Below are 20,955 nucleotides of genomic sequence, written 5' to 3' on the forward strand. Positions count from 1 at the left end.
TGTCTGGCCTGCGCTCATCACGTTAATCAGAGGCTCCCTATGAAACTGTTGCTTTTAGAAGACGATGACCTCTTAGCTGAAAGTTTGGCTGAAAGTCTGAAAGACAACGGTTACCTCGTCGACGTAGCCGACACCGTTAAGTCGGCTACGTCGTTTATGGCAACCGAGGAGTACGAGCTTGCCATCCTAGATATTGGATTACCCGATGGTTCGGGTCTTGAGCTAATCACGCGTTGGCGCAAGCAAAAACGCACGGTTCCTGTTCTGATACTCACCGCACGCGACACCTGGGAAGACAAGGTCATTGGCTTGGAAACAGGGGCTGACGACTACCTCACCAAACCCTTTCACGAAGCCGAATTAATGGCGCGTTTGAAGGCCCTGCTGCGCAGGCAGTCTGGCCAGTTATCCCAAGTTTTCACCCTCAACGGGGTGTCCTTGGATGAAGCGGGCCAGCGTGTTTGTAGCGAAGGAACGGCATGGCGTTCGCTTACCGCCACTGAGTTTCGACTACTACGCTACCTGATGCTCCACCCTGACCGCATTCACTCCAAGGAGCGGTTGCTGGAACAGCTTTACGCGCTGGAGCAAGACGCTGCCGCACCCAACTTGGTAGAGGTATACGTGGCTCGTTTGCGCCGCTATCTTGGCAAATCGATTATCCAGACACGGCGCGGCCAGGGGTACGTTTTTGTTTCACGTTAATAAACGGAGCTTACGGTTTCGCCTGCTAGCTTGGCTGGGTGGCGTTGCGCTCTTAGTCGTTGGTTTGACATGGTTGCTGCACGGCGTGTTTTTGCAAAATCTTGCCAAGGATTTTCTCGGTGAACGCCTCAAGCGCGAAGCCGAACACGCAGTATCGCAGCTGGAAAATGACCAGTTAGCCATACCCTCTTCACTCACATCGGCGAGTCAAAGTTATCAGGTTTTTCATCACCTTTATGTGCTGCGACTTAATGGTGAGATCAGCGCCTCACGCCCCGAATGGCAACGTCAGCTAGCAACGTTACTTGAGGAAACGGGTGATGCGCTAGTCGAGGTAAAGCGCGGCGAGCGCCACTTACTGGTGTATCGCCAACACTTCGAGTGGCAAGGCACCAACGGCGTATTGTTAATTGGTGAAGATTTTTCTCAGGTAGAAAAAGGTTTAGCCACTTTGCACTGGTGGGTAGGTGGCATTGCGGCTGGCCTGCTATCGGTGCTGGTGGCACTCAACATGCTGGCCGTTAATCGTGGCCTGAAGCCCTTGTGGCAACTGCGACAACAACTTGAAGAGCTGCAGGCGGGTGAGCGTCACCGGCTTTCCCTTACTGCCCCTGCAGAGCTTGATGGCTTGGTCGCACAGCTCAATCGCTTTATGGATGACATCGACTTGCGATTGCAGCGATCACGAGAGTCGGTCGCCAACCTTTCCCATGCGCTTAAGACACCGTTGGCGGCGATCACCCAAGTGCTTAGAGGCGGCAGGCCCATTGATGAAAACCGCCGCCACAAGGTATTGATGCGATTGGAGGATATCAACGCCCAGTTAGATGCCGAGCTTCGCCGCGCGCGTATTGCGGGCCCCCATGCGGGGCGCATGACCCACCTCACCCGCGACAGTCAGCGCCTGATGGGTATGTTCCAGAGTCTCTATCCTCAGCAGGTGTTCGAGCTAACGCAAGCGGTTAATCAACGCGACCAGGTGCCTATCGACACCCACGATTACGCCGAAATGCTAGGCATTGTGTTGGATAACGCTGGCAAATGGGCCACCAACGCGATTCGTTGCCATATCAGTACTTCTGAGTTCTCTTTAACGCTAACGATTGACGACGACGGCCCCGGCGTTGCTGAAAGCGATATAGCGCGCTTGGGCGAGCGCGGCACTCGGCTGGATGAACGCCGTCCTGGTTACGGCCTGGGGCTTGCCATACTGGCACAGCTAGTGGCGCGTTACGCAGGGCACTGCCAGTTCGAACGCAGCCCGCTGGGTGGTCTGCGGGTCATTACCACGCTGCCATTAACAGGTATTAACACCTGATAGCGGTTATTCAGCATTGATTCAGCTTGCTCCCCCAAGATGATGGAATTCATCAGCGATGGGAGTTTTAGATGACGCGTTCGAATTTTATCACCCACCCGCTTTCACGCCGCCAGGTGCTGAAAGGCAGTGCGGCGCTGGGGTTGGGCTCTGCCATGGGTTTGAACCCCGCCTGGGCCAACCCATGGGGACGTACAAACGTCTATTCCAAGGGCGTGGAAGAAGGCCCGAAGGTATCGCTGGCTATCCGGCGTGAGTCCATTTCTATTGATGGCCAGGAGACCAGCGCTTTTAGCATCAACGGTACTAGCCCCGGCCCGTTGATTCGCCTAAAGGAAGGGCAGGACGCGGTGCTACGCGTTACCAATCTGCTTGATGAATCCACCTCCATTCATTGGCACGGCTTGATCCTGCCACCGGAAATGGATGGAGTACCGGGGGTCAGCTTTGCCGGTATCGAGCCCGGTGAAACCTTCACCTACCGCTTCCCTGTGCACCAGAACGGCACCTACTGGTACCACAGCCACTCAGGCATGCAGGAGCAGTTAGGCCACGTGGGGCCGCTGATTATCGACGCCGCCGAGCGCGAGCCCTTTCGCTATGACCGCGAACACGTGCTGTTGCTGACGGACTGGACGTTTGAAGACCCCATGTCGATATTTCGCAATCTGAAAACCATGGAGGGTTATTACAACTTCCAGGAACGCACAATTGCCGATTTCTTTGCCGATGTGCGGCAAAATGGTTTAACCCCCACCGTCGAGATGCGCAGCATGTGGGCCAAAATGCGTATGAGCTCACGGGATATTGCCGACGTTACCGGCAGTACTTACACCTATCTGCTCAACGGCCACTCCCCAGAGGAAAACTGGAACGCCCTGTTCAAGCCGGGTGAGCGTGTTCGACTACGAGTGATCAACGGCTCGGCAATGTCCTACTTCGATGTACGTATACCCGGCCTCAAAATGACCGTAGTGGCCGCCGACGGCCAACTGGTTCAGCCCGTTCCTGTCGATGAGTTCCGTATCGGTGTTGCCGAAACCTACGACGTCTTGGTGTCACCCGAAGACGATCAGGCCTACACCATCTTTGCCGAATCCATGGATCGCAGCGGCTACGCTCGTGCCACCCTAGCCCCGCGTGAAGGCATGCAGGCGGAAATTCCTGACCGTCGCCAAATTGCTGACCGCGGTATGGAAGCCATGGGTGCCCACGGCATGGGCGGCATGGATCACTCTACTATGGAGGGCATGGATCATTCGGGTATGTCCAATATGGACGATATGGATCATTCCAACATGGAAGGCATGGATCATTCCGCCATGTCGGGCATGAGTGGCATGGATCACCCCACTGGCATGACGGGAGAGCAGCGCAACGCACTCGCAAGCGGCATGCTGGCGTCTGGCGAAGCCCAGCCGGGCTCGCGCTATGGTCAAGTGGGCATAGGTATTGATCCCAACGAGCGCCGTGTACTGGTTTACCAAGACTTGAAAGCCTTCACTCCTTGGCCCGACCGCCGCGAGCCTGGACGCGAGCTTGAACTGCACCTCACCGGCAACATGGAACGCTATATGTGGTCGTTCGACGGCCAAAAATTCAGCGAGGTCTCCGGCCCTATCCACTTCGAAAAGGACGAGCGCCTGCGCCTGATTCTGGTCAACGACACCATGATGGAACACCCCATTCACCTGCACGGTATGTGGATGGAGCTGGAAAACGGCCAAGGCGAGCTGATTCCGCGCAAGCACACCCTGAACGTTAAGCCCGGCGAACGGGTTTCGGCGCTGATCACGGCAGATGCCGAAGGCAGTTGGGCCTTCCACTGCCATCTGCTCTATCACATGGATGCCGGCATGTTCCGCGTTGTTCAGGTTTCTTAAGGAGGCAGTATGAAAGCCAAGCTCTACTTCACTGGCATTAGCGTAGCGTTTGTCATGACCACCGCTGCCCATGCGGAAGATGGTTACGACGCTCCGAAAGATTGGCCAGCCCCGATGATGGAACACAATATGGGTATGGCGCTATTTGATCGTCTTGAATATAGCGTGCCTGATAAAGGCGAAGAGGCCGTTGTGTGGGACTTTCAAGGCTGGTACGGCGGCGATGTTAACCGTGTATACCTCAAGTCGGAAGGCGAGAACGTCCAGGGCGACGGCGAGGATGCCGAGTTCGAATCCCTTGAACTGCTCTACAGCCGCCTAGTTGCCGACTTTTGGGAGTTACAGGGCGGAGTGGGTTACCAGGGTGGCGTATTTTCCGATGACCACGCCGAGCGAACCTATGCCGTGGTAGGCCTGCAAGGGGTGATGCCCTACGGCATCGAAACCGATGTTGCCCTACAGCTGAGCGATGACGGCGACCTGGCCGCCAGCTTTGAGGGCGAATACGACCTGCGCCTGACGCAACGACTTTATCTGCAGCCACGTACTGAAATAGCCCTTGCTGCCAGCGAAGTCGAGGAGTTCGGTGTGGGCGAGGGGCTTAACTCAGTGCGTGTGGGGATGCGTCTCGGCTATGAGGTGACCCGCCGCTTAGCTCCATACGTGGGGGCTTACTGGGTAAAAGAGTATGGCGATACCGCCGACCTTACTCGAGCTAGTGGGAATAGTAGCGAAGATACCGGCGTGGTTGCGGGTGTCAGGGTAATGTTTTAGGTGGGATTTTTTGCTACATCCACCGTGTAATCGCCAGACACAACACCTCTTGGTAGGCTGATGCAAACACCTGCCATGCCACATATTTGACTTAAAGGCTGCACATGGGTTCTAGGCTATAGCAGCATGTTTCTCAACTATGGTCTGCTCACCTAATGCCCTGTCCCCTATAGTGACGTTTATGCCGTGTCGCTGGCGGAACTGCTTATGATGATCGGATGAGCCCCACCTCTGTGTGAGATGCTTGATCGAGATCATGCTGTTAGCAGACATTGTTAAGGTTGCGTTCAGGTAAGCCAGCCACGCTATATGTTGAGAGACCTAACTGATTCCTAACGGTGTATGAGTCGTGTCCGTTGTTGTATTAGTGAATAGAGCTATTAGAACTTGAAGAGCACGAGGTCATGCGCCTTGTTCGCCAAACCGGGGGAATGAACGATGTCTGAAGACCATAACGAGACAAAGGTGAAAGACCCTGTTTGTGGCATGGACGTTGATCCTCATACTTCCCGTCATCGTGCCAATCACGCGGGTAAGACCTGGCATTTCTGCTCAGAAAAGTGTCAGGATAAGTTTGCTGCCAAGCCTGACGCATATATTGAGCCAAGCAAGCAGTCACAAACATCAGTACCCTCGGGATCTATTTATACTTGCCCGATGCACCCAGAAGTTCGGCGAAAAGGCCCAGGCGACTGCCCAATCTGCGGCATGGCGTTGGAACCTGAGGCCGTGTCTGCCGACACCGGCCCATCGGACGAACTCAAGGACATGACCCGGCGTTTCTGGATCGGCCTAGTACTGACCCTACCCGTGTTTGCCCTAGAAATGGGTGGCCACGTGTTTGGTCTTATGCATTTTATTTCCCAGCAAACCTCTAACTGGATTCAACTGCTGCTGGCAACGCCGGTAGTCGTCTGGGCAGGTTGGCCATTCTTTGTACGCGGATGGCGTTCGCTAGTGCATCGCAGCCTTAATATGTTCACGCTAATCGCGATCGGTACCGGCACCGCGTTGATCTACAGTTTGCTGGCCACCCTCACACCGGGCATCTTTCCCGACGCCTTCCGTCAAGCCGATGGCTCGGTGGCCGTTTATTTCGAAGCAGCGGCAGTGATTGTCGTTTTAGTTTTACTTGGACAAGTATTAGAGCTACGCGCTCGTGAAAAAACCTCTGGCGCTATTCGTGCTCTGCTCGACTTGGCGCCTGCTACCGCTCGACGCCTTGATGATCAGGGCAATGAGGAAGATATCTCCCTTGACCAGGTTCAGGTAGGGGACCGTCTCCGGGTGCGCCCCGGCGATAAGGTGCCATTAGATGGCGAAGTGATGGAAGGTCGCTCCAACGTTGACGAATCCATGGTTACCGGCGAACCACTAGCGGTGAAAAAGGAAGTCGGCGATGGCGTCATTGGCGGCAGTATCAATGGTCAAGGATCCTTTGTCATGCGCGCTGACAAGGTGGGCCAGGACACGATGCTGTCGCAGATTGTGCAAATGGTCGCCAGCGCCCAGCGCAGCCGCGCACCCATTCAAGGGCTTGCCGACAAAGTCGCCAGCATCTTTGTACCCGTCGTTATTCTCATTGCCGTTGTGGCTTTCATCGCCTGGTCATTGTGGGGCCCTACCCCGCCGATGGCGTTTGGCCTGATTGCGGCGGTTAGTGTTCTGATCATTGCCTGCCCGTGCGCGCTAGGCCTCGCTACCCCCATGTCGATTATGGTCGGTGTAGGGCGCGGTGCCCAGTTAGGTGTGTTGATCCGCGACGCCGAAGCTCTTGAACGTCTAGAGAAGGTCGACACCGTCGTCGTCGACAAAACCGGCACGCTTACCGAAGGCAAACCTCGAGTGACCGAGTTGATTCTCACTGAGGGCATTGCTGAATCGGAGCTTTTGAGCTTGGCAGCTAGTCTTGAGCGAGGCAGCGAGCATCCCTTGGCCCATGCGATAGTCGAGAAGGCTAAAGAGGCAGAGGTAAAATTAACAGAAGCGTTGGATTTTGAAGCTCCCAACGGCATGGGCGTTATAGGCCAGATAGATGGCAAGCGTATTGCCCTGGGCAATCGGCTATTGATGGAAAGCGAGGGCGTTAACACCCAGTCTCAAGATACACATGCCGATCAATTGCGCAGTGACGGTGCTACGGTCATCTTTGCGAGCATCGACGGGAATTTGGCTGGGCTTCTCGCCATTGCCGATCCGGTCAAGGAAACCACCGAAGAAGCCATCCGCTCACTACAGGCTGACGGTATTCGAGTGGTGATGCTGACAGGCGATAATCGTACCTCCGCAGAAGCTGTGGCGCGTCGGCTAGGCATTGATGAGGTCGAAGCTGAAGTGCTTCCAGAAGACAAGGGCCGTGTAATCCAGCGGCTTCGCGATGAAGGGCGCATTGTTGTCATGGCTGGAGACGGCGTGAACGATGCACCTGCGCTGGCAACAGCGGATGTCGGCATTGCCATGGGAACCGGCACCGATGTGGCGATAGAAAGCGCTGGGGTTACCCTACTGCGAGGGGATCTTACCGGTATTGCCACGGCGCATAAGCTCTCTAAAGCCACCATGCGTAATATTCGCCAAAACCTCTTTTTTGCTTTTGCTTACAATGCAGCAGGCATCCCCATTGCCGCCGGAATTTTGTACCCCTTCACAGGTATTTTGTTATCACCGATTATCGCTGCAGCGGCGATGTCACTCTCGTCAGTGAGCGTGATTGGCAACGCGTTACGGCTACGTATGACGGCGCTTCGCTAGCAGGGCTACCGCTCCAAGCGCCAGCCAACCGGCCATCAACAGTAGCCCGCCAATGGGTGTGACAATGCCAAGATTCAGTCCTGCCAGCGCCATCAGGTAGAGCGAGCCTGAAAAGCACGCCATGCCTAGCGCCCACAACGCCAGCACCCAGCGTTGTCCGGCAAGCGGCTGCACCTGGCGCCATACCAGCACGATCATGATGGCAAGCGTGTGCCAGGCCTGATAGCGCACACCGGTTTCAACCGCACTCACCATCGCTTCTGTGGTGCGCGCCGCCAAACCATGGGCGGCATAGGCGCCTAGCATCACCAGTATGGCGCCTGAAAGGGCCGCTATACACCACCACACTTTATCTGTTCGCTGCACGCTGCTCTCCTACTCCTATTATGGTTTGCATACATCACGCTGTTTGCACCTACGGCTTACCTTGCGCGGTGCGAAACCGCTACAATAGAGAATGCCTTAGAAAACGAACTACCACGACGAATGAGACACGCCTATCTATGTCTATCCAGATACGTCTAAACGGTGAACCCCATACGCTGTCGACCGGCCTAACCGCCGCTGACTTAGTTGAACAGCTGGGCCTTAGCGGTCGTCGTATCGCCGTCGAAATTAACGAAGAGATTGTCCCCCGCAGCCAGCACGCCGACACCCGCCTGGTCGATGGCGACCACGTAGAAGTTGTCCACGCGATTGGCGGCGGTTAGAGGAAACACTATGACCCAACAAACGCATGTAGCGCTAGCCGATACTCCGCTAACCATCGCCGGACGCGATTTTCAATCGCGCCTGCTGGTGGGCACAGGCAAGTACAAAGACTTTACCGAAACCGGCGCCGCCATTGCCCAAAGCGGCGCTGAGATTGTGACCTTTGCGGTGCGCCGTACTAATTTAGGCCAGGACGCCGATGCGCCCAACCTGTTAGACGCTATTTCCCCCGATCGCTACACCCTGCTGCCCAATACCGCCGGTTGCTACACCGCGAAAGATGCGGTGCGCACCTGCCGCTTGGCTCGCGAGCTGCTCGACGGTCATAACCTGGTCAAGCTGGAAGTGCTCGGCGACGATCACACGCTTTACCCCAATGTGGTCGAGACGCTAAAAGCCGCTGAAACGCTGCTCGCCGATGGCTTTGACGTCATGGTGTACACCAGCGACGATCCTATTGTGGCACGCGAATTAGAAGCCATGGGTTGCTGCGCTATCATGCCGCTGGGCTCGTTGATTGGCTCGGGCCACGGCATTCAGAACCCACACAACGTGCGCTTGATTGTTGAACAGAGCAAGGTACCGGTACTAGTGGATGCGGGCATTGGCACCGCTTCGGATGCTGCTATGGCGATGGAGCTAGGCTGTGATGGCGTGCTGCTCAATACGGCCATTGCCCACGCCCGCGAGCCGCTACGCATGGCCAACGCCATGAAGCTGGCAGTGGAAGCTGGCCGGGATGCGTTTTTAGCCGGCCGTATGCCGCGCCGCCAATCCGCCGATCCTTCTTCACCTTTCGCTGGCCGTATTAACGGTTAATTGATTCGAGACCCCATGACTGAACCCAACGATACCGTACCAGAAAGTCACACCGCGCCCGAAAGTAACGCCACCACAGGCCCGGAAGGTACGGATGCACCGCTGCACCGCCGCGGCATTAAAAGCTACGTGATCCGCGCGGGTCGTATGACCCAGGCCCAGAACCGTGGCTTAGAGGATATCTGGCCGCGTTTTGGCCTGACCATCGCCGACGGCCGTCAAGACTTGGACGCCCTATTTGGCCGTAAGGCACCGCGGGTAGCAGAAATCGGCTTTGGCATGGGCAACTCGCTGGTTGAGCAGGCCGAAACCCACCCAAACACCGACTTTATCGGCATTGAAGTTCACGCCCCTGGCGTTGGCAAATTGCTCGACGAAGTCGACAAGCGTGGTCTCACCAACCTGCGCGTTTACCGCGAGGATGCCCTGGCAGTGCTCGAACAGTGCCTTCCCGAAGGCTCGCTGACCACGCTGCAGCTGTTCTTCCCCGACCCTTGGCCGAAGAAGAAGCACCACAAACGGCGCATCGTGCAGCCTGCCTTTGTTGAGCTGATCCGCACTCGCCTGATGCCCGGCGGCACCTTCCATATGGCCACCGACTGGGAAGCCTACGCAGAGTGGATGGCCGAGGTAATGGAAGCGGCCCCCGGCTATGCCAATACCGCCAGCGAGGAAACCGCCCCGTACGTGCCACGCCCGGCGTTCCGCCCGCTAACCAAGTTTGAAGCACGCGGCGAAAAACTTGGTCACGGGGTTTGGGATTTGATCTACGAGCGGCGTGATTAACCTGCGCTATTCAAACGTGGTAAGTGCAAAGCTCTCACCCTCCACCACCTTCGCCTGCCAGGCATATAGCGTCGGGTAGCGGTTTTGCCAATCAAAGGCCGGTAGGCGGAAGCTGATATAAGCCAGTGCAACGGCAACGGTAATCGCCCCCAGGGTGCGCTGGGCACTGCCTGCCAGCACGCTGGGGTGCGCATTGAGTGTTATCAAAGTGCGTTCGATCGCTTTTAAACGGCGCTGCCCCAACAGCGTCGTATCCACTTCATTACCAGCATGCTTGCGGCCGATCACCACATTAAAGGCAGCGTCCATCAAGCCCTGCCCCAACCCTGCCAACGCCAGGGTTTCCGCTAATGTCTTATTGGGTATCAGAGATGGCCCTTCACCCACTGCATCCAGATAGTGAGCAATCAACAGCGACTCGGTGAGTACATCCCCCTCGTCTGTGACCAGTGTTGGAATACGACTCAGCGGCGTAATCTGCAACAGTTCGCTATCTGCCGCCCAAGGGTCGCACCAGCAAAGCTCGGTGCGCTCAATCAGTTGCTTTTCATAGAGGCACACGCGCACAACGCGTGCATAGGGAGAAGAGGTATTTAAATAGAGCTGCATAGGGCGGTCTCCTGTTAAGCCATATGTTTGTCGTTACTGTTTTATTTTAGTGAAGTTAGTATTCCCATTTGATGCAAGCTATCGATTTCAGCGTATATCTCTTTGCAGAAAGATTCAGCTACGTTACTTAACGGCTTGTGTTTAGATTTCAGTAAGGCAATTTCCCACTCAATCGTTGGCTTCATAGGCTTTGATATAACGGCTGTCCCCTGAAGCAGTAGCTCTGCAATGGGATCAATCACTGCGATCCCAAGTCCGCGATCAACTAATGCGCACACCCCTCGCATATAGCGCATTTCAGCGGCGATGTGCCTCTTTATATCCACGGTCTGCATAATATAATCCACGCGGGCACGCAAAGGACTATCCGCCATCAGCTCCACGAATGTCTGGTTTTGTAAGCTAGAAATCGATACAACGTCTTGCTTCGCGAGCGGGTGCGTACGATGCATGATGCAGCGCGCAGAACAGCGTGCAAGACTACTGACGGTGGCCCCATAAGTGTCGGCTTCAAGTGTTATCCCCAGCGCCACATCACAGGTATTGTTATCGATCATTTTAAGCAACTCTTGCAACCCTGCATCGATGACTCGAACGCCTACATTAGGGTGATTTTGTTTAAAGCGCTTAATCACATCGAGTAAAAAGGTATCGCAAAAAATGGGTTGTGCAGCTACCACGATACTGCCCAATTGGTTATTAGAAATAGCATCCGCGTCTTTTTGAGTGTCTCGAATACTCGCCATCAGCCGTAAAACGGACGCGTGATATAAAAAGGCTTCTGACGTTGGCGAGAGCTGATTACGGGTACGTTTGAACAATGCAAAACCTAGCTCATCCTCTAACCCGATTAACAATCGGCTTACCATTGACTGACTGATTCCTAACGTTTCTGCGGCCGCTTTTGTAGTGCCATGTTTCATGAAGGCATCAAAAGCTTCAATTTCTTTTATTTTCATAACATTAAGCTCTGTTTAGTAATTTTTAATTAAATAGCCAGCAGATAAAAACAGTTTTTATAAACAACAGGCTTGCAACTTTGGCTCACCACTAGAACATATGTGAATACTAAATTGAATTGTTGCAACAATTTTCATACCTGTCTATGTTTAAAGCGCTGGATTCAAATAATGCTCGTTACTCAGTCCTTCAATAACAGCCATTCAATAACAGCTATGCAACAACCACTGCGGAGACAAGTATGAAACTCACCTTTAGCTTAGCGGCGGCAACGCTTCTCGCTGCCTCCACTGCCTATGCTCAGAGCTACCCATCCGAGCCCGTCACACTGGTAGTCCCTTATGGCCCCGGCGGCGCCTCCGACCTGGCCGGTCGGGCTCTAGCGGAGTCGGCTCGCGAATATTTAGGACAGCCTGTCACGGTCGTCAATCAAGCCGGCGCAGGTGGAATGACCGGCGCTCGCGATGTGTCTGGTTCCTCCCCCGATGGTTACACCTTGCTCTTAGCCCGCGTAGGCATGGCCCTGTCTCCGGCGGTAAACGAAAACAGCAGTGTTGATTGGGATGAATACACCTTTATCAGCCCGCTTGAAGCCACACCCATGATTCTTGCCGTGGCCGACGACTCGCCCTATGAAAGCGTTGAGGATTTGCTGGAAGGCATCGAAAACGACTCCGGTGCGATGAGTTATGCAGCCTCTGGCGCCACCGCTATAGATGGCTTTACGGTGCAATCGCTACTGGCTGACGCGGAAATGGATCCGCTGACGGCGGCAACGTTGATTCCCTACCGTGGGGGCGGTGAACTCGCAACAGCATTACTGGGTGGGCATGTTGATTTTCTCGCCATCGCGGCAGCATCTCTGATGCCGCATATCGAGAGCGGTGACATGCGTCCGTTAATGGTGTTCTCACCAGAACGCATGGAAGCACTACCGGAAGTACCGACTGCTGAAGAGTTGGGTTATGAACTAGCTGGGCAAGTGATTGGTTGGAGCGCGCTGTATGGCCCGCCAGATCTACCTGAAGAGGTCATGAATACCTGGGCAGAGGTAATGGAACAGGTGGCTGAAGACGAAATGTGGCTCAGTCGTGCTGATGACCGTGGCTCAATTTCCACTATTGGCAGCGTCGATATGGAGACCTACGCAAAAGAGCAATATGAGTTTTATCGCACCTTAGCAGAACAGTTTGGCTATCTGGAGTGAGTCAGCGTTAAGCACGTTGCCGTCAACGTCTACATCATTACATTGCTGGAGGGGTCATGGGTATAACTCGCGGTTTAGTTATTACGGTGCTGTTCGGTATCGTTCTATTTTTACTGATACCAGCCTATGTGCCCCGCCCGCGCTTTATTCCAGGGTTTGCACCACCGCCTGATATGTGGCCACGCACTGTTTCCATGCTAGGCATGGCACTGGGCATACTGCTCGTAGGGCTGTCTTTTTCACGCAAAACCGAAGCAATCGCTGACCCTGAAGATGCCAGCACCATCCGCGGTGACACGCCACTTGTCACGCTGTTCACTCGCTTCGGCTGGACGATACTTGCCTTTGCGCTCTATACCGGCTCAGTGATGCTGCTAGGCTTTTTGCTATCGAGCATCCTGCTGTTAATGGCGATGCTAATACTGACGGGGTATTGGCGCCACAAAGTGGTGGCGGCCATCGTTGCCGTCGCACTCCCGTTGGTTCTCTACCTATTTTTCTCCAGCGCACTCAATACGCGTTTCCCTGTCGGCAGCCTGTTCAGGGCTATCGGTATTTAATCTACCGCGTATAGGACTGACCACTATGCTCAACGACCTGCTGGTTGCCTTCCAGGCGGTTGCCACTCTTGAGAATTTTTTGATCATGGCCGCCGGTATTTGGGGCGGCGTGATAATCGGTGCCATTCCCGGCATGACCGGCACCATGGCGGTTACGCTGGCGCTACCCTTTACTTTTTATATGCAGCCCATCCCGAGTATTTTATTACTCGTCGCACTGTACAAAGGCTCAACCTACGGCGGCTCGGTATCCGCGATATTAATCAAGACGCCAGGTACTGCTTCAGCGGCCTGCACCACCCTTGACGGCTACCCATTGGCCCAGCAAGGCAAGGCGGGCAAAGCCCTCAACATGGCGCTCTATTCGTCATGTACCGGGGATTTTATTTCCAATCTCTCACTGATTTTTATTGCCGCGCCACTGGCGCTACTCGCACTGCGTATTGGGCCACCCGAATATTTCATGCTGATGATTTTCGCGCTCACCACCGTCTCTGGGGTGTCAGGGCGTTCGCTGCTGCTTGGCCTTGTGTCGGCTTGCTTAGGGCTACTGTTAGCCACCGTGGGCGAAGATATGTACGGCTCGTTCCGCTTTGATCTAACTGTGGATATGCAGAGCGGTCTTGCCGTTGCACCCGTGCTCATCGGACTGTTTGCGATCCCAGAGCTGCTTAAGATTATTGTCTTTCGTAACAACCAAAGCCATAAGCCCATGCAGCTGGGCGATAACCGCGTAACGCGAGATGAGCTGCGCCAATCCTTAAAAGCAATGCTCAAAGGCAGCATGATTGGTGTCGTGATGGGGGCAATTCCCGGCATAGGGCCTTCGGCGGCGGCTTTCTCCTCCTACGGGGAAGCACAGCGTAGCTCAAAGAATCGCGAGAACTTTGGTAAGGGCGAACTGGAAGGGATCGCGGCATCAGAGTCCGCCAATAATGGTTGCTGTGGCTCCACCATGATTCCGCTGTTAGCGCTAGGCGTGCCGGGCGATGTGATTACGGGCGTGATGCTGGGTGCCTTTATGATTCACGGTATGACCCCAGGCCCCATGCTGTTTGAGAACAACCTTCATGAGGTTTACATGCTGTTTATAGGCATGCTGTTCTCATCTGTTTTGCTGTTTGGTGCTGGCAAAGCAACGATGCGCTTTTTCTCGCATATCTCGCGGATTCCTCCCGGCTTAATGGCGCCGATCGTGCTTGCTCTGTGCGTGTTCGGTATTTTTTCGATCTCCAACAGCATGTATGACGTCATCGTACTGCTGGCAATGGGCGTATTTGGCTTTTTCATGTTCCTGTTTGCCATTCCCGCCGCCCCCTTTTTAATCGCCTTCATTCTTGGCCCGATGCTGGAAGAGAACCTGCGTCGTGCCCTTGCGCTCTCTCGCGGTGATCCAAGCATCCTGGTGTCGTCACCTATCACCTGGTTATTCGCTTCGCTGGCGATATTCGTGGTGGTCGTCACGATTCGTCAGCAGCTTAAAAAAGCCAAGGTCTGAGCCAAAGATTCCCTTATTGCCAAGGATTTAACGCTATGCAAGCTAGTGCTACGCCTAACGCTCACCCGCAGTTGGAAGCCGCGATATCACACCTCACCGACCTTATCGCTTACGACACAACGAGTGCTTACTCCAACCTCGAGCTTATTCATCACATCGAGAGGTTCTTCGCCAGTCTTGGCGCGGATGTGACGGTGCTGCCCGATGAGAGCGGCGAAAAGGCCAATTTAGTCGCCCGCCTGGGGCCGGCCGACGCAGCTGGCATCGTCCTCTCTGGTCATACGGACGTCGTACCCGCCAACCCGAAGAACTGGCAGAGCGACCCTTTCAAAATGGAGCAACGCGGCAACCGCTTGTTTGGTCGTGGTACCTGCGATATGAAAGGCTTTGCAGCCTGCGTTATGGCGGCGGCACCGGCGTTTGCCAACGGCGAACTACACCGACCTTTCTATTTCTGCTTCTCTCATGATGAGGAAGTAGGCTGCCTGGGTGCCCCCGCCATTGCTCGTCACTTAGCCGAGCTCAAGGTGCCACCAGCTCTGGCGATTATCGGTGAACCCAGCGAAATGAAACTGATCAACGGCCAAAAGGGCAAAATCGCCATGCGGGTGACGGTGCGCGGAGAAGGGGGCCACTCATCGTTCTCCCCTCAACACGTCAATGCGGTGGAGTATGCCTCGCGTATCATCACCATGATCGCCGAGCGATCACGACGATATGAACAAGAGGGCCCCTTCGACCAAGACTTTACCGTCCCCCACGCCACAACGCTGACCACCATGATAGAAGGCGGTGTGGCGACCAACGTTACCCCTGATACCTGCAGCTTTACCTTTGAGCTACGCAGCATTGATCAGGACGCAGCCGCCACGGACATTCAAGCACTGATCCGCGATATAGAGACTGCCCTACTCCCCGAAATGCAGCGCCAATCAGCCGATTCCGCCATTGAGTGGCAACAGTTATTTGCCTACCCCGCCATGGGCGATGCCACCGACAGCGATATGTTCAAGAAGCTTGAACCCATTCTTCCCGAGCGTGGCGGCAAGGTATCTTATGGCTCAGAAGGCGGCGTGTTCGAGATCGAGGGAGGCATCCCTTCGGTGATTCTAGGGCCCGGCTCTATTCGCCAAGCCCATAAGCCCGATGAGTTTATTGAAATTGATCAACTCAGTCAGTGCCTTGCATTCTTCGATGAGTTAAACACTTGGATGAAACGCTAACGCCAGCGTGGTCTCGGCAATATTGGTCAGCGCCTCGGCAGTGAAGAACGCCTGATGCCCGGTGATCACGCCCTTCTTCATTTGCGCAATGGCGTCAGCATCAATCAAATGGTGAGTCTCAGGCGTTAACGGGCAGCACCTTTTAATCTGGGGCACTAGAAGCGGGATGATGAATGATAGAGGGGTAGAAAAAAGAAAGCCGCTCCAATGGAGCGGCAAAAAGACCGTGACTAGCAATGAGAGGGAGAAACCATGACAGGAAACTGGCGGTTTCTGTCCTGGTTGCCAGCGTCTCATCAAACGCTGACAACCACAATGTAATAGTTCTCATTTACCGCGTCAATACAAATACGAATATTTTTTATTACCACTTGCTGATAGCAAAGATCGCACCCGCAGGAGATGAATAAGAAACTGGAACCCATAAAAAAGAAAGCCGCTCCATTGGAGCGGCAAAAAGACCGTGACTAGCAATGAGAGGGAGAAACCATGACAGTAAACTGGCGCTGATTCTGAAATCAACAGCTGTCCTGGTTGTCAGCGTCTCATCAAACGCTGACAACCACACTGTAATGGTTCTCATTTACCTCGTCAATACAAATGCGAATATTTTTTATTTAGTTTTGCAGCCTCGCTGTCAACTAACCAGCTGCAGCCAAAAAGGCAGGGTGAGCATGGCCAATAGGGTTTGGCCCGTAATGATCGCCGCCATCAACTCGGCATCGCCACCCAGTTGGCGGGCTAGGATATACGCCGAGGTGGCGGTGGGCAGTGCTGCAAACAGCAGCGCTACGTCGCGGCTTACGGGATCCAGCTGCAAGATCCAGGTGAATGCCAATACCAGCGCGGGCATGAGCAGCAGTTTAACGCCATTGGTGGCCAGCACGCCGCGGTCAATGCGTAGCAGTGCCGCTGGGCGCAGCGCCACACCCACGGCCACCAACCCCAACGGCAGCGCCGCACGCCCCAGTAGCTCTACCGTATCTTGACTCCAGCCGGGCAAACCAACGTTCGTAAGGTTCAGACCAATGCCCGCCAAGCAGGCAAGGATCAATGGGTTTTTAATCAGCGCCATCGCACTTTTACCTACGCTAGCACCGCCGAGTGTGCCAGCGGCGACAAAGCTGGCCACACACATCACGTTAACTACTGGCACCATTAGTGCCACGGCGACGGCTGCGGTGGTCGCTCCTAAGCTGCCGTGTAGCGCGGCGGCGCCAGCAACGCCCACATAGGTATTAAAACGTACCGCGCCTTGAAATACCGACGTAAACGCCGCAGGCGTTAGCTGTAGCCAGCCACGTAAACGCCAGAGCAGCAAGCCAAACAGCGCCATCGCGCCCAGCAGCACCAGCGCCAAGCGGCCGACCGGCACTCGGCTTACATCCGCAGTGGCCAAGGTGCTTACCAGCATGGCGGGAAACAGCACAAAGTAGATCAGCCGCTCCATCTGCGGCCAAAAGGTGTCGCTGGGCCAGCGCCAATAGCCAAGCACGGCGCCCAGTAAGATCAACAGAAATAGTGGGCCTAAAGCGCCAGTGATACTCTCCATTTATGTCCCTTTTGCCTGCGACATCCCAGCACAGCGATATCGGTGCGATTACTGTTACCATGGCAATGATTCCCCGCCCCACGGCTTGCGTAGCGATTATTCTGCCATGAAGATGACATCAAAACCTGCACACTCAGCGGGCTTTCCTGCCTTAAGGGTACTGATATTGGTCACTGGCTTGGCGCTAGCGGCCTGCGCGTGGTATGCCTTTTCACATTGGCTCCACCGCGACAGTGATGTGACATGGTTTCCACCCACATCAAGCTGTAACCTGCATGCAGCGCCCTGCTCCGCCACCTTGGGCGATAAGGGCCGCATCACGTTCGCGGTTCAGGCAAATGGGCGAATCGATGCACTAGAGATATTACCACTGGAAGTGGAAGTCGATGGTGTAACGGCCACCCAGGTCGAGGTAGATTTTATTGGTCGAGATATGGATTTGGGGCTCCACCGTTTTGCCCTTAGCGCAGGTGCACCCGGCCATTTTCAAGGTCACGGCCAAGTAGGGATTTGCACTCAAAGCGTTATGCCTTGGCGTGCACGTGTCATACTGGAAACCGCAGAAGGCAAGGTAGGCAGTTGGTTCGATTTTGACGTAATTCGGAGTTAACGCATATGGCAAGGAAACCCTTATGGCTAGGCACCGGTTTAGTCGCGGCTTTACTGGTGGTCAGCGGTATAGGCCTCTATCAGTATGCCTTCGCCCCCAAAGAGGGCGAACCGGTAGGAGGCCCAGTTGAACTGCCCTCTACCCAGGGTGATTTCTCGTTAACCCAGTTAGATGAAGATCAAGTCGCGATACTCTCCTTTGGCTACACCTACTGTCCCGACATTTGTCCCATGACCCAATCGGTTAAGCGTCAAGCCCTGGCCCAGCTCTCTGAGGAGCAGCGCGAGCGTGTAGTGCCGGTGATGGTCACCGTTGACCCCGAACGCGACACCATCGCGCGCATGCAGGAGTACATGGGCTTTTTCGGCGAGGAGTTTATCGGCGCGGTGGGCAGTCAGGAACAGCTTGAGGATGTCGCCTCACGCTATGGGGTGATATGGCGGAAAGTCGAAGCGCCGGATTCAGCAATGGACTACACCATTGATCACAGCGCTTCGCTCTTTTTGGTTAATCGCGAGGGCGATATTCTTCAGCGAGTGCTCTACTCACCGACCCCGCATGGTTTAGTTTCCGCATTAGAGAGCGAACTAGACGGTTAAGCGAAGTCTCTTCTTAATCGGCTTGTTCAGGTGCCGCCTGTAAACGATCCAGCATCGCCAGCAGCGCGCCAATTTGGGTACCGCTACGGGTATCGTGCTGGGGGCTTAACTGCCAGGTACTTTCAGCAAACCCCCACCAATCCCAGCAGCCCTGGGGGTTCGCCATACTGCTTTCTGCCTGAGGATAGAGCACGATTTGCTGATGCGCTGCCGCCCAGGCATTAAGCCCGGTGTAGCGTATGAACGTATCGCCAATGGCCTCTGCGTTCATTTGGCAGCCGTGCAGCGCCAGCGTTACCGGGCACTCCCCCGCATCACAGCCTTCAGGTATAAACACATAGCCGGTGTCCGCTAGGCCCTTGACCGCAAACTCTGACTGATCAAACGCGACTAGTTCGCCCCCTTGCTCATCCTCTGGCTCACGACTAGACTCGCCAGCGTCCGAGGCTGCTCGTTCGGGGTAGAGCCAATCCAGCATTTCTCCAGCAATATCGTCATCGCAGGATAACAGGAAACTACCGCCACCCTGTCGGCAATCGCCCCACTCCTGGGGCCCGGGAGCCGCTTCACTGGGTAAGCGTATCGGCCAGCCATGTCCCGCATTTTCACTGCGCGCAACGCGTAGCTGATCAGGCGAAGCAAGCCACTGCTGCCACTGCTCAGCAAGCAGGTCGCCGAGCTGTGGCTCAACCACTTCATCCTCTTCACCGTGCCATAAGTAGGCCCTGAGCTGGCTAAGCGCCTCAGTGCTGCCAACCTGTTCAAGCTCAATATAGCGCTGGTGGCGAGCCTCCAATTCATCCAGCGAAGGCACGCCACGGCGGGTCATCATGCATTGATTAAGCGCCAAACTCAGCGAGCCCTGCGCGCAACTCCAGGGCCCTGCTGCCAGTACACCTAGGCCACTAAACCGCTCGGGCCAAGCCACCGCTAGCTGGGTCGCCATATAACCGCCCGACGATACTCCCACTACGCTGGCCTGCTCACTCGCAGCACTCAGGGCGGGCAAATCCTCAGGCTCACTGTCCGTCTCTGCCTGCGCTAGCAGCGGCGTGCATAGACCTAAGCAAACCAGTGCCTGAGCGAGAGAATGCAGGTTAGAAGAGGGGGTTGAAGTCATCCCTTATTCGACGCCTAGCAGTTCAACGCGGAAGGTCAGTACTTCGTTAGGCCCGATCGGCCCTTGACCATTTTTGCCGTAAGCAATATCCGCAGGGATATAGAGCATCCAGCTATCGCCAACGCTCATCATCTGCAGCGCTTCCTGCCAGCCTTCGATCACCTGATTGGTCTGGAAGCTGACGGACTCACCGCGCTCAAAAGAGCTATCGAAAACGGTGCCATCCAGCAGCATGCCTTCGTAATTCACTTCGACGGTATCTTCAGGGCCAGGCGTGGCACCATCGCCAGATTCAAGCACTTCATACTGCAGGCCAGAGTCAGTCACGGTCACTTCTTCGCGCTCAGCGTTCTCGGCTAGGAAAGCTTCGCCCTCTTCGAGGTTTTTCTGTGCCATCTCTTCAGCTTCCGCTTCACGCGCTTGCATGGATTGCTCTTGGAACGCCATCAACGCTTCGGTCATCTCTTCTTCACTGAGCGCCAGGTCATTACCTTCAAACACATCGCTCATGCCGTCGTGGAACGCATCCAAGTCGAGGTCTTCGATGTCTGCCTGCATGCTTTCACCCAGGGTCACACCCAGGCTGTAAGCCAAGCGCTGTTCATCGGTTTCGGGCGCTGCCGCGGCAAAAGGGGCAACCAAAAGCAAACCTGTCAGAGCTGTAGTAGAGAGCAGTTGTTTCATGAAAGATCCTTTTTATAGCGGCGCCGTACGCCGATCAGTGTCATATAAAGACTAACACCCACCGCCCCGAGCTGCATCTTCGGGGAGGTGGGCGCCAATAAGACCACAAAATGGGAGAGAGGTTTAGCGGATTTAGACCACCAGCGTGGGGCAGTGTGCTGCACCCGCCACCCGTTGAGAAACGCTGCCTAGCAGCGGGTTCTTCTCGCCATTGGTGCCCTGGGCACCAATCACGATCAGATCGCACTCCCGCTTACGGGCAAAGCGCACAATAATGCGCGAGGGTCGCCCGCCCTTCACAAAAGCACGCACGCGAGCACTGTCAGCGCCAAGCTCAATCGCATGAGATTTTGCGTGCACAGCGATCTCGGTGGCGTACTCTTTTAGCGCATCGTCAGGGATATCCAGCTGGTTGGGCCGCACCATAGAGAGCGAGGCCTCCAGCAAGCTGTGGTGTTTAAACACGCACAGCAAATAGAGCTCAGCGCCGGTTAGCATATGCAGACCCACCGCTTTTTCCAGCGCCCTTAAGGCGCCTTTTGAACCATCCACCGGGACTAAAATGCGATTAAACATTCGCGTACTC

General features: G+C 55.1%; 22 protein-coding genes. 14 read left to right on the forward strand and 8 right to left on the reverse strand.

The genetic code is table 11. From position 1 onward, the window contains the following. The first annotated feature begins 39 nt into the window (after positions 1-39). The 5 genes from LMS44_RS22600 to LMS44_RS22620 all read left to right on the forward strand — a co-directional run bounded on the left by LMS44_RS22600 (position 40) and on the right by LMS44_RS22620 (position 7,431). Entirely contained in the window at positions 40-705 is a 666-nt protein-coding gene (locus LMS44_RS22600) for a response regulator transcription factor (RefSeq protein WP_089691254.1), read from the forward strand. Next, complete coding sequence (locus LMS44_RS22605) at positions 692-2,023, forward strand: ATP-binding protein (protein ID WP_089691257.1); 1,332 nt, start codon at positions 692-694, stop codon at positions 2,021-2,023. The genes LMS44_RS22600 and LMS44_RS22605 overlap by 14 nt, the downstream gene beginning before the upstream one ends. Before the next feature lie 71 nt (positions 2,024-2,094). Next, positions 2,095-3,906, forward strand: a complete 1,812-nt coding sequence (locus tag LMS44_RS22610) for a copper resistance system multicopper oxidase (RefSeq protein ID WP_089691260.1) — start codon at positions 2,095-2,097, stop codon at positions 3,904-3,906. 9 nt (positions 3,907-3,915) lie between these two features. Further along, positions 3,916-4,680, forward strand: coding sequence for a copper resistance protein B (locus LMS44_RS22615; RefSeq protein ID WP_089691263.1), 765 nt, complete (start codon positions 3,916-3,918; stop codon positions 4,678-4,680). 438 nt (positions 4,681-5,118) lie between these two features. Next, on the forward strand, positions 5,119-7,431 hold the full coding sequence (locus LMS44_RS22620) for a heavy metal translocating P-type ATPase (RefSeq protein WP_445533555.1): 2,313 nt from the start codon (positions 5,119-5,121) through the stop codon (positions 7,429-7,431). Here LMS44_RS22620 and LMS44_RS22625 read toward each other — a convergent pair. Beyond that, positions 7,408-7,797: a DUF423 domain-containing protein gene (locus LMS44_RS22625; protein ID WP_278369775.1), complete on the reverse strand. Its 390-nt coding sequence runs from the start codon at positions 7,795-7,797 to the stop codon at positions 7,408-7,410. The genes LMS44_RS22620 and LMS44_RS22625 overlap by 24 nt on opposite strands. Before the next feature lie 137 nt (positions 7,798-7,934). Here LMS44_RS22625 and thiS point away from each other — a divergent pair, with 137 nt between their 5' ends. Genes thiS through trmB form a run of 3 tightly spaced genes read left to right on the forward strand, consistent with a single transcriptional unit; the run spans position 7,935 to position 9,747 of the window. Next, complete coding sequence (thiS, locus tag LMS44_RS22630; protein WP_022521266.1) at positions 7,935-8,141, forward strand: sulfur carrier protein ThiS; 207 nt, start codon at positions 7,935-7,937, stop codon at positions 8,139-8,141. Between the two features lie 10 nt (positions 8,142-8,151). After that, positions 8,152-8,961: a thiazole synthase gene (locus tag LMS44_RS22635; RefSeq protein WP_022521265.1), complete on the forward strand. Its 810-nt coding sequence runs from the start codon at positions 8,152-8,154 to the stop codon at positions 8,959-8,961. Between the two features lie 15 nt (positions 8,962-8,976). Then, positions 8,977-9,747, forward strand: coding sequence for a tRNA (guanosine(46)-N7)-methyltransferase TrmB (trmB, locus tag LMS44_RS22640; RefSeq protein ID WP_278369774.1), 771 nt, complete (start codon positions 8,977-8,979; stop codon positions 9,745-9,747). A gap of 6 nt (positions 9,748-9,753) precedes the next feature. On the opposite strand, the gene LMS44_RS22645 is transcribed toward trmB, so the two are convergent. After that, a complete protein-coding gene (locus LMS44_RS22645; protein ID WP_278369773.1) occupies positions 9,754-10,356 on the reverse strand; it encodes a glutathione S-transferase N-terminal domain-containing protein in 603 nt (200 codons plus the stop codon). Positions 10,357-10,397: 41 nt separating this feature from the next. Then, the gene (locus tag LMS44_RS22650; protein ID WP_278369772.1) at positions 10,398-11,315 is read right to left on the reverse strand and encodes a LysR family transcriptional regulator; all 918 of its coding nucleotides are present in this window, start codon (positions 11,313-11,315) and stop codon (positions 10,398-10,400) included. 242 nt (positions 11,316-11,557) lie between these two features. Here LMS44_RS22650 and LMS44_RS22655 point away from each other — a divergent pair, with 242 nt between their 5' ends. From LMS44_RS22655 to argE, 4 genes are read left to right on the forward strand one after another with little or no spacing between them, the layout of a single operon-like run. Beyond that, on the forward strand, positions 11,558-12,523 hold the full coding sequence (locus LMS44_RS22655; protein WP_278369771.1) for a Bug family tripartite tricarboxylate transporter substrate binding protein: 966 nt from the start codon (positions 11,558-11,560) through the stop codon (positions 12,521-12,523). Positions 12,524-12,579: 56 nt separating this feature from the next. Further along, complete coding sequence (locus tag LMS44_RS22660; RefSeq protein ID WP_278369770.1) at positions 12,580-13,083, forward strand: tripartite tricarboxylate transporter TctB family protein; 504 nt, start codon at positions 12,580-12,582, stop codon at positions 13,081-13,083. Between the two features lie 25 nt (positions 13,084-13,108). Next, positions 13,109-14,581: a tripartite tricarboxylate transporter permease gene (locus LMS44_RS22665; RefSeq protein ID WP_278369769.1), complete on the forward strand. Its 1,473-nt coding sequence runs from the start codon at positions 13,109-13,111 to the stop codon at positions 14,579-14,581. Positions 14,582-14,616: 35 nt separating this feature from the next. Next, on the forward strand, positions 14,617-15,804 hold the full coding sequence (gene argE, locus LMS44_RS22670) for an acetylornithine deacetylase (protein WP_278369768.1): 1,188 nt from the start codon (positions 14,617-14,619) through the stop codon (positions 15,802-15,804). Here argE and LMS44_RS22675 read toward each other — a convergent pair. After that, positions 15,781-15,912, reverse strand: coding sequence for a hypothetical protein (locus LMS44_RS22675; protein ID WP_278369767.1), 132 nt, complete (start codon positions 15,910-15,912; stop codon positions 15,781-15,783). The two genes, argE and LMS44_RS22675, sit on opposite strands and share 24 nt — an antisense overlap. A 529-nt stretch (positions 15,913-16,441) precedes the next feature. Continuing rightward, a complete protein-coding gene (locus LMS44_RS22680; protein WP_009286215.1) occupies positions 16,442-17,356 on the reverse strand; it encodes an AEC family transporter in 915 nt (304 codons plus the stop codon). Between the two features lie 106 nt (positions 17,357-17,462). Here LMS44_RS22680 and LMS44_RS22685 point away from each other — a divergent pair, with 106 nt between their 5' ends. Beyond that, a complete protein-coding gene (locus tag LMS44_RS22685) occupies positions 17,463-17,966 on the forward strand; it encodes a hypothetical protein (RefSeq protein ID WP_039857676.1) in 504 nt (167 codons plus the stop codon). Positions 17,967-17,971: 5 nt separating this feature from the next. Then, the gene (locus tag LMS44_RS22690; protein ID WP_022521260.1) at positions 17,972-18,565 is read left to right on the forward strand and encodes an SCO family protein; all 594 of its coding nucleotides are present in this window, start codon (positions 17,972-17,974) and stop codon (positions 18,563-18,565) included. 13 nt (positions 18,566-18,578) lie between these two features. Here LMS44_RS22690 and LMS44_RS22695 read toward each other — a convergent pair whose 3' ends face one another. The 3 genes from LMS44_RS22695 to LMS44_RS22705 form a co-directional block, all read right to left on the reverse strand. Beyond that, complete coding sequence (locus tag LMS44_RS22695) at positions 18,579-19,685, reverse strand: alpha/beta hydrolase family protein (RefSeq protein WP_089691351.1); 1,107 nt, start codon at positions 19,683-19,685, stop codon at positions 18,579-18,581. Between the two features lie 3 nt (positions 19,686-19,688). Beyond that, the gene (gene bamJ, locus LMS44_RS22700) at positions 19,689-20,369 is read right to left on the reverse strand and encodes a BamJ family beta-barrel-assembly machinery protein (protein ID WP_009286218.1); all 681 of its coding nucleotides are present in this window, start codon (positions 20,367-20,369) and stop codon (positions 19,689-19,691) included. A gap of 132 nt (positions 20,370-20,501) precedes the next feature. Continuing rightward, complete coding sequence (locus tag LMS44_RS22705) at positions 20,502-20,945, reverse strand: universal stress protein (RefSeq protein ID WP_022521256.1); 444 nt, start codon at positions 20,943-20,945, stop codon at positions 20,502-20,504. Positions 20,946-20,955 lie beyond the last annotated feature (10 nt).

This window comes from Halomonas profundus (genome assembly GCF_020865425.1).
Classification (GTDB): Bacteria; Pseudomonadota; Gammaproteobacteria; order Pseudomonadales; family Halomonadaceae; genus Vreelandella; species Vreelandella titanicae.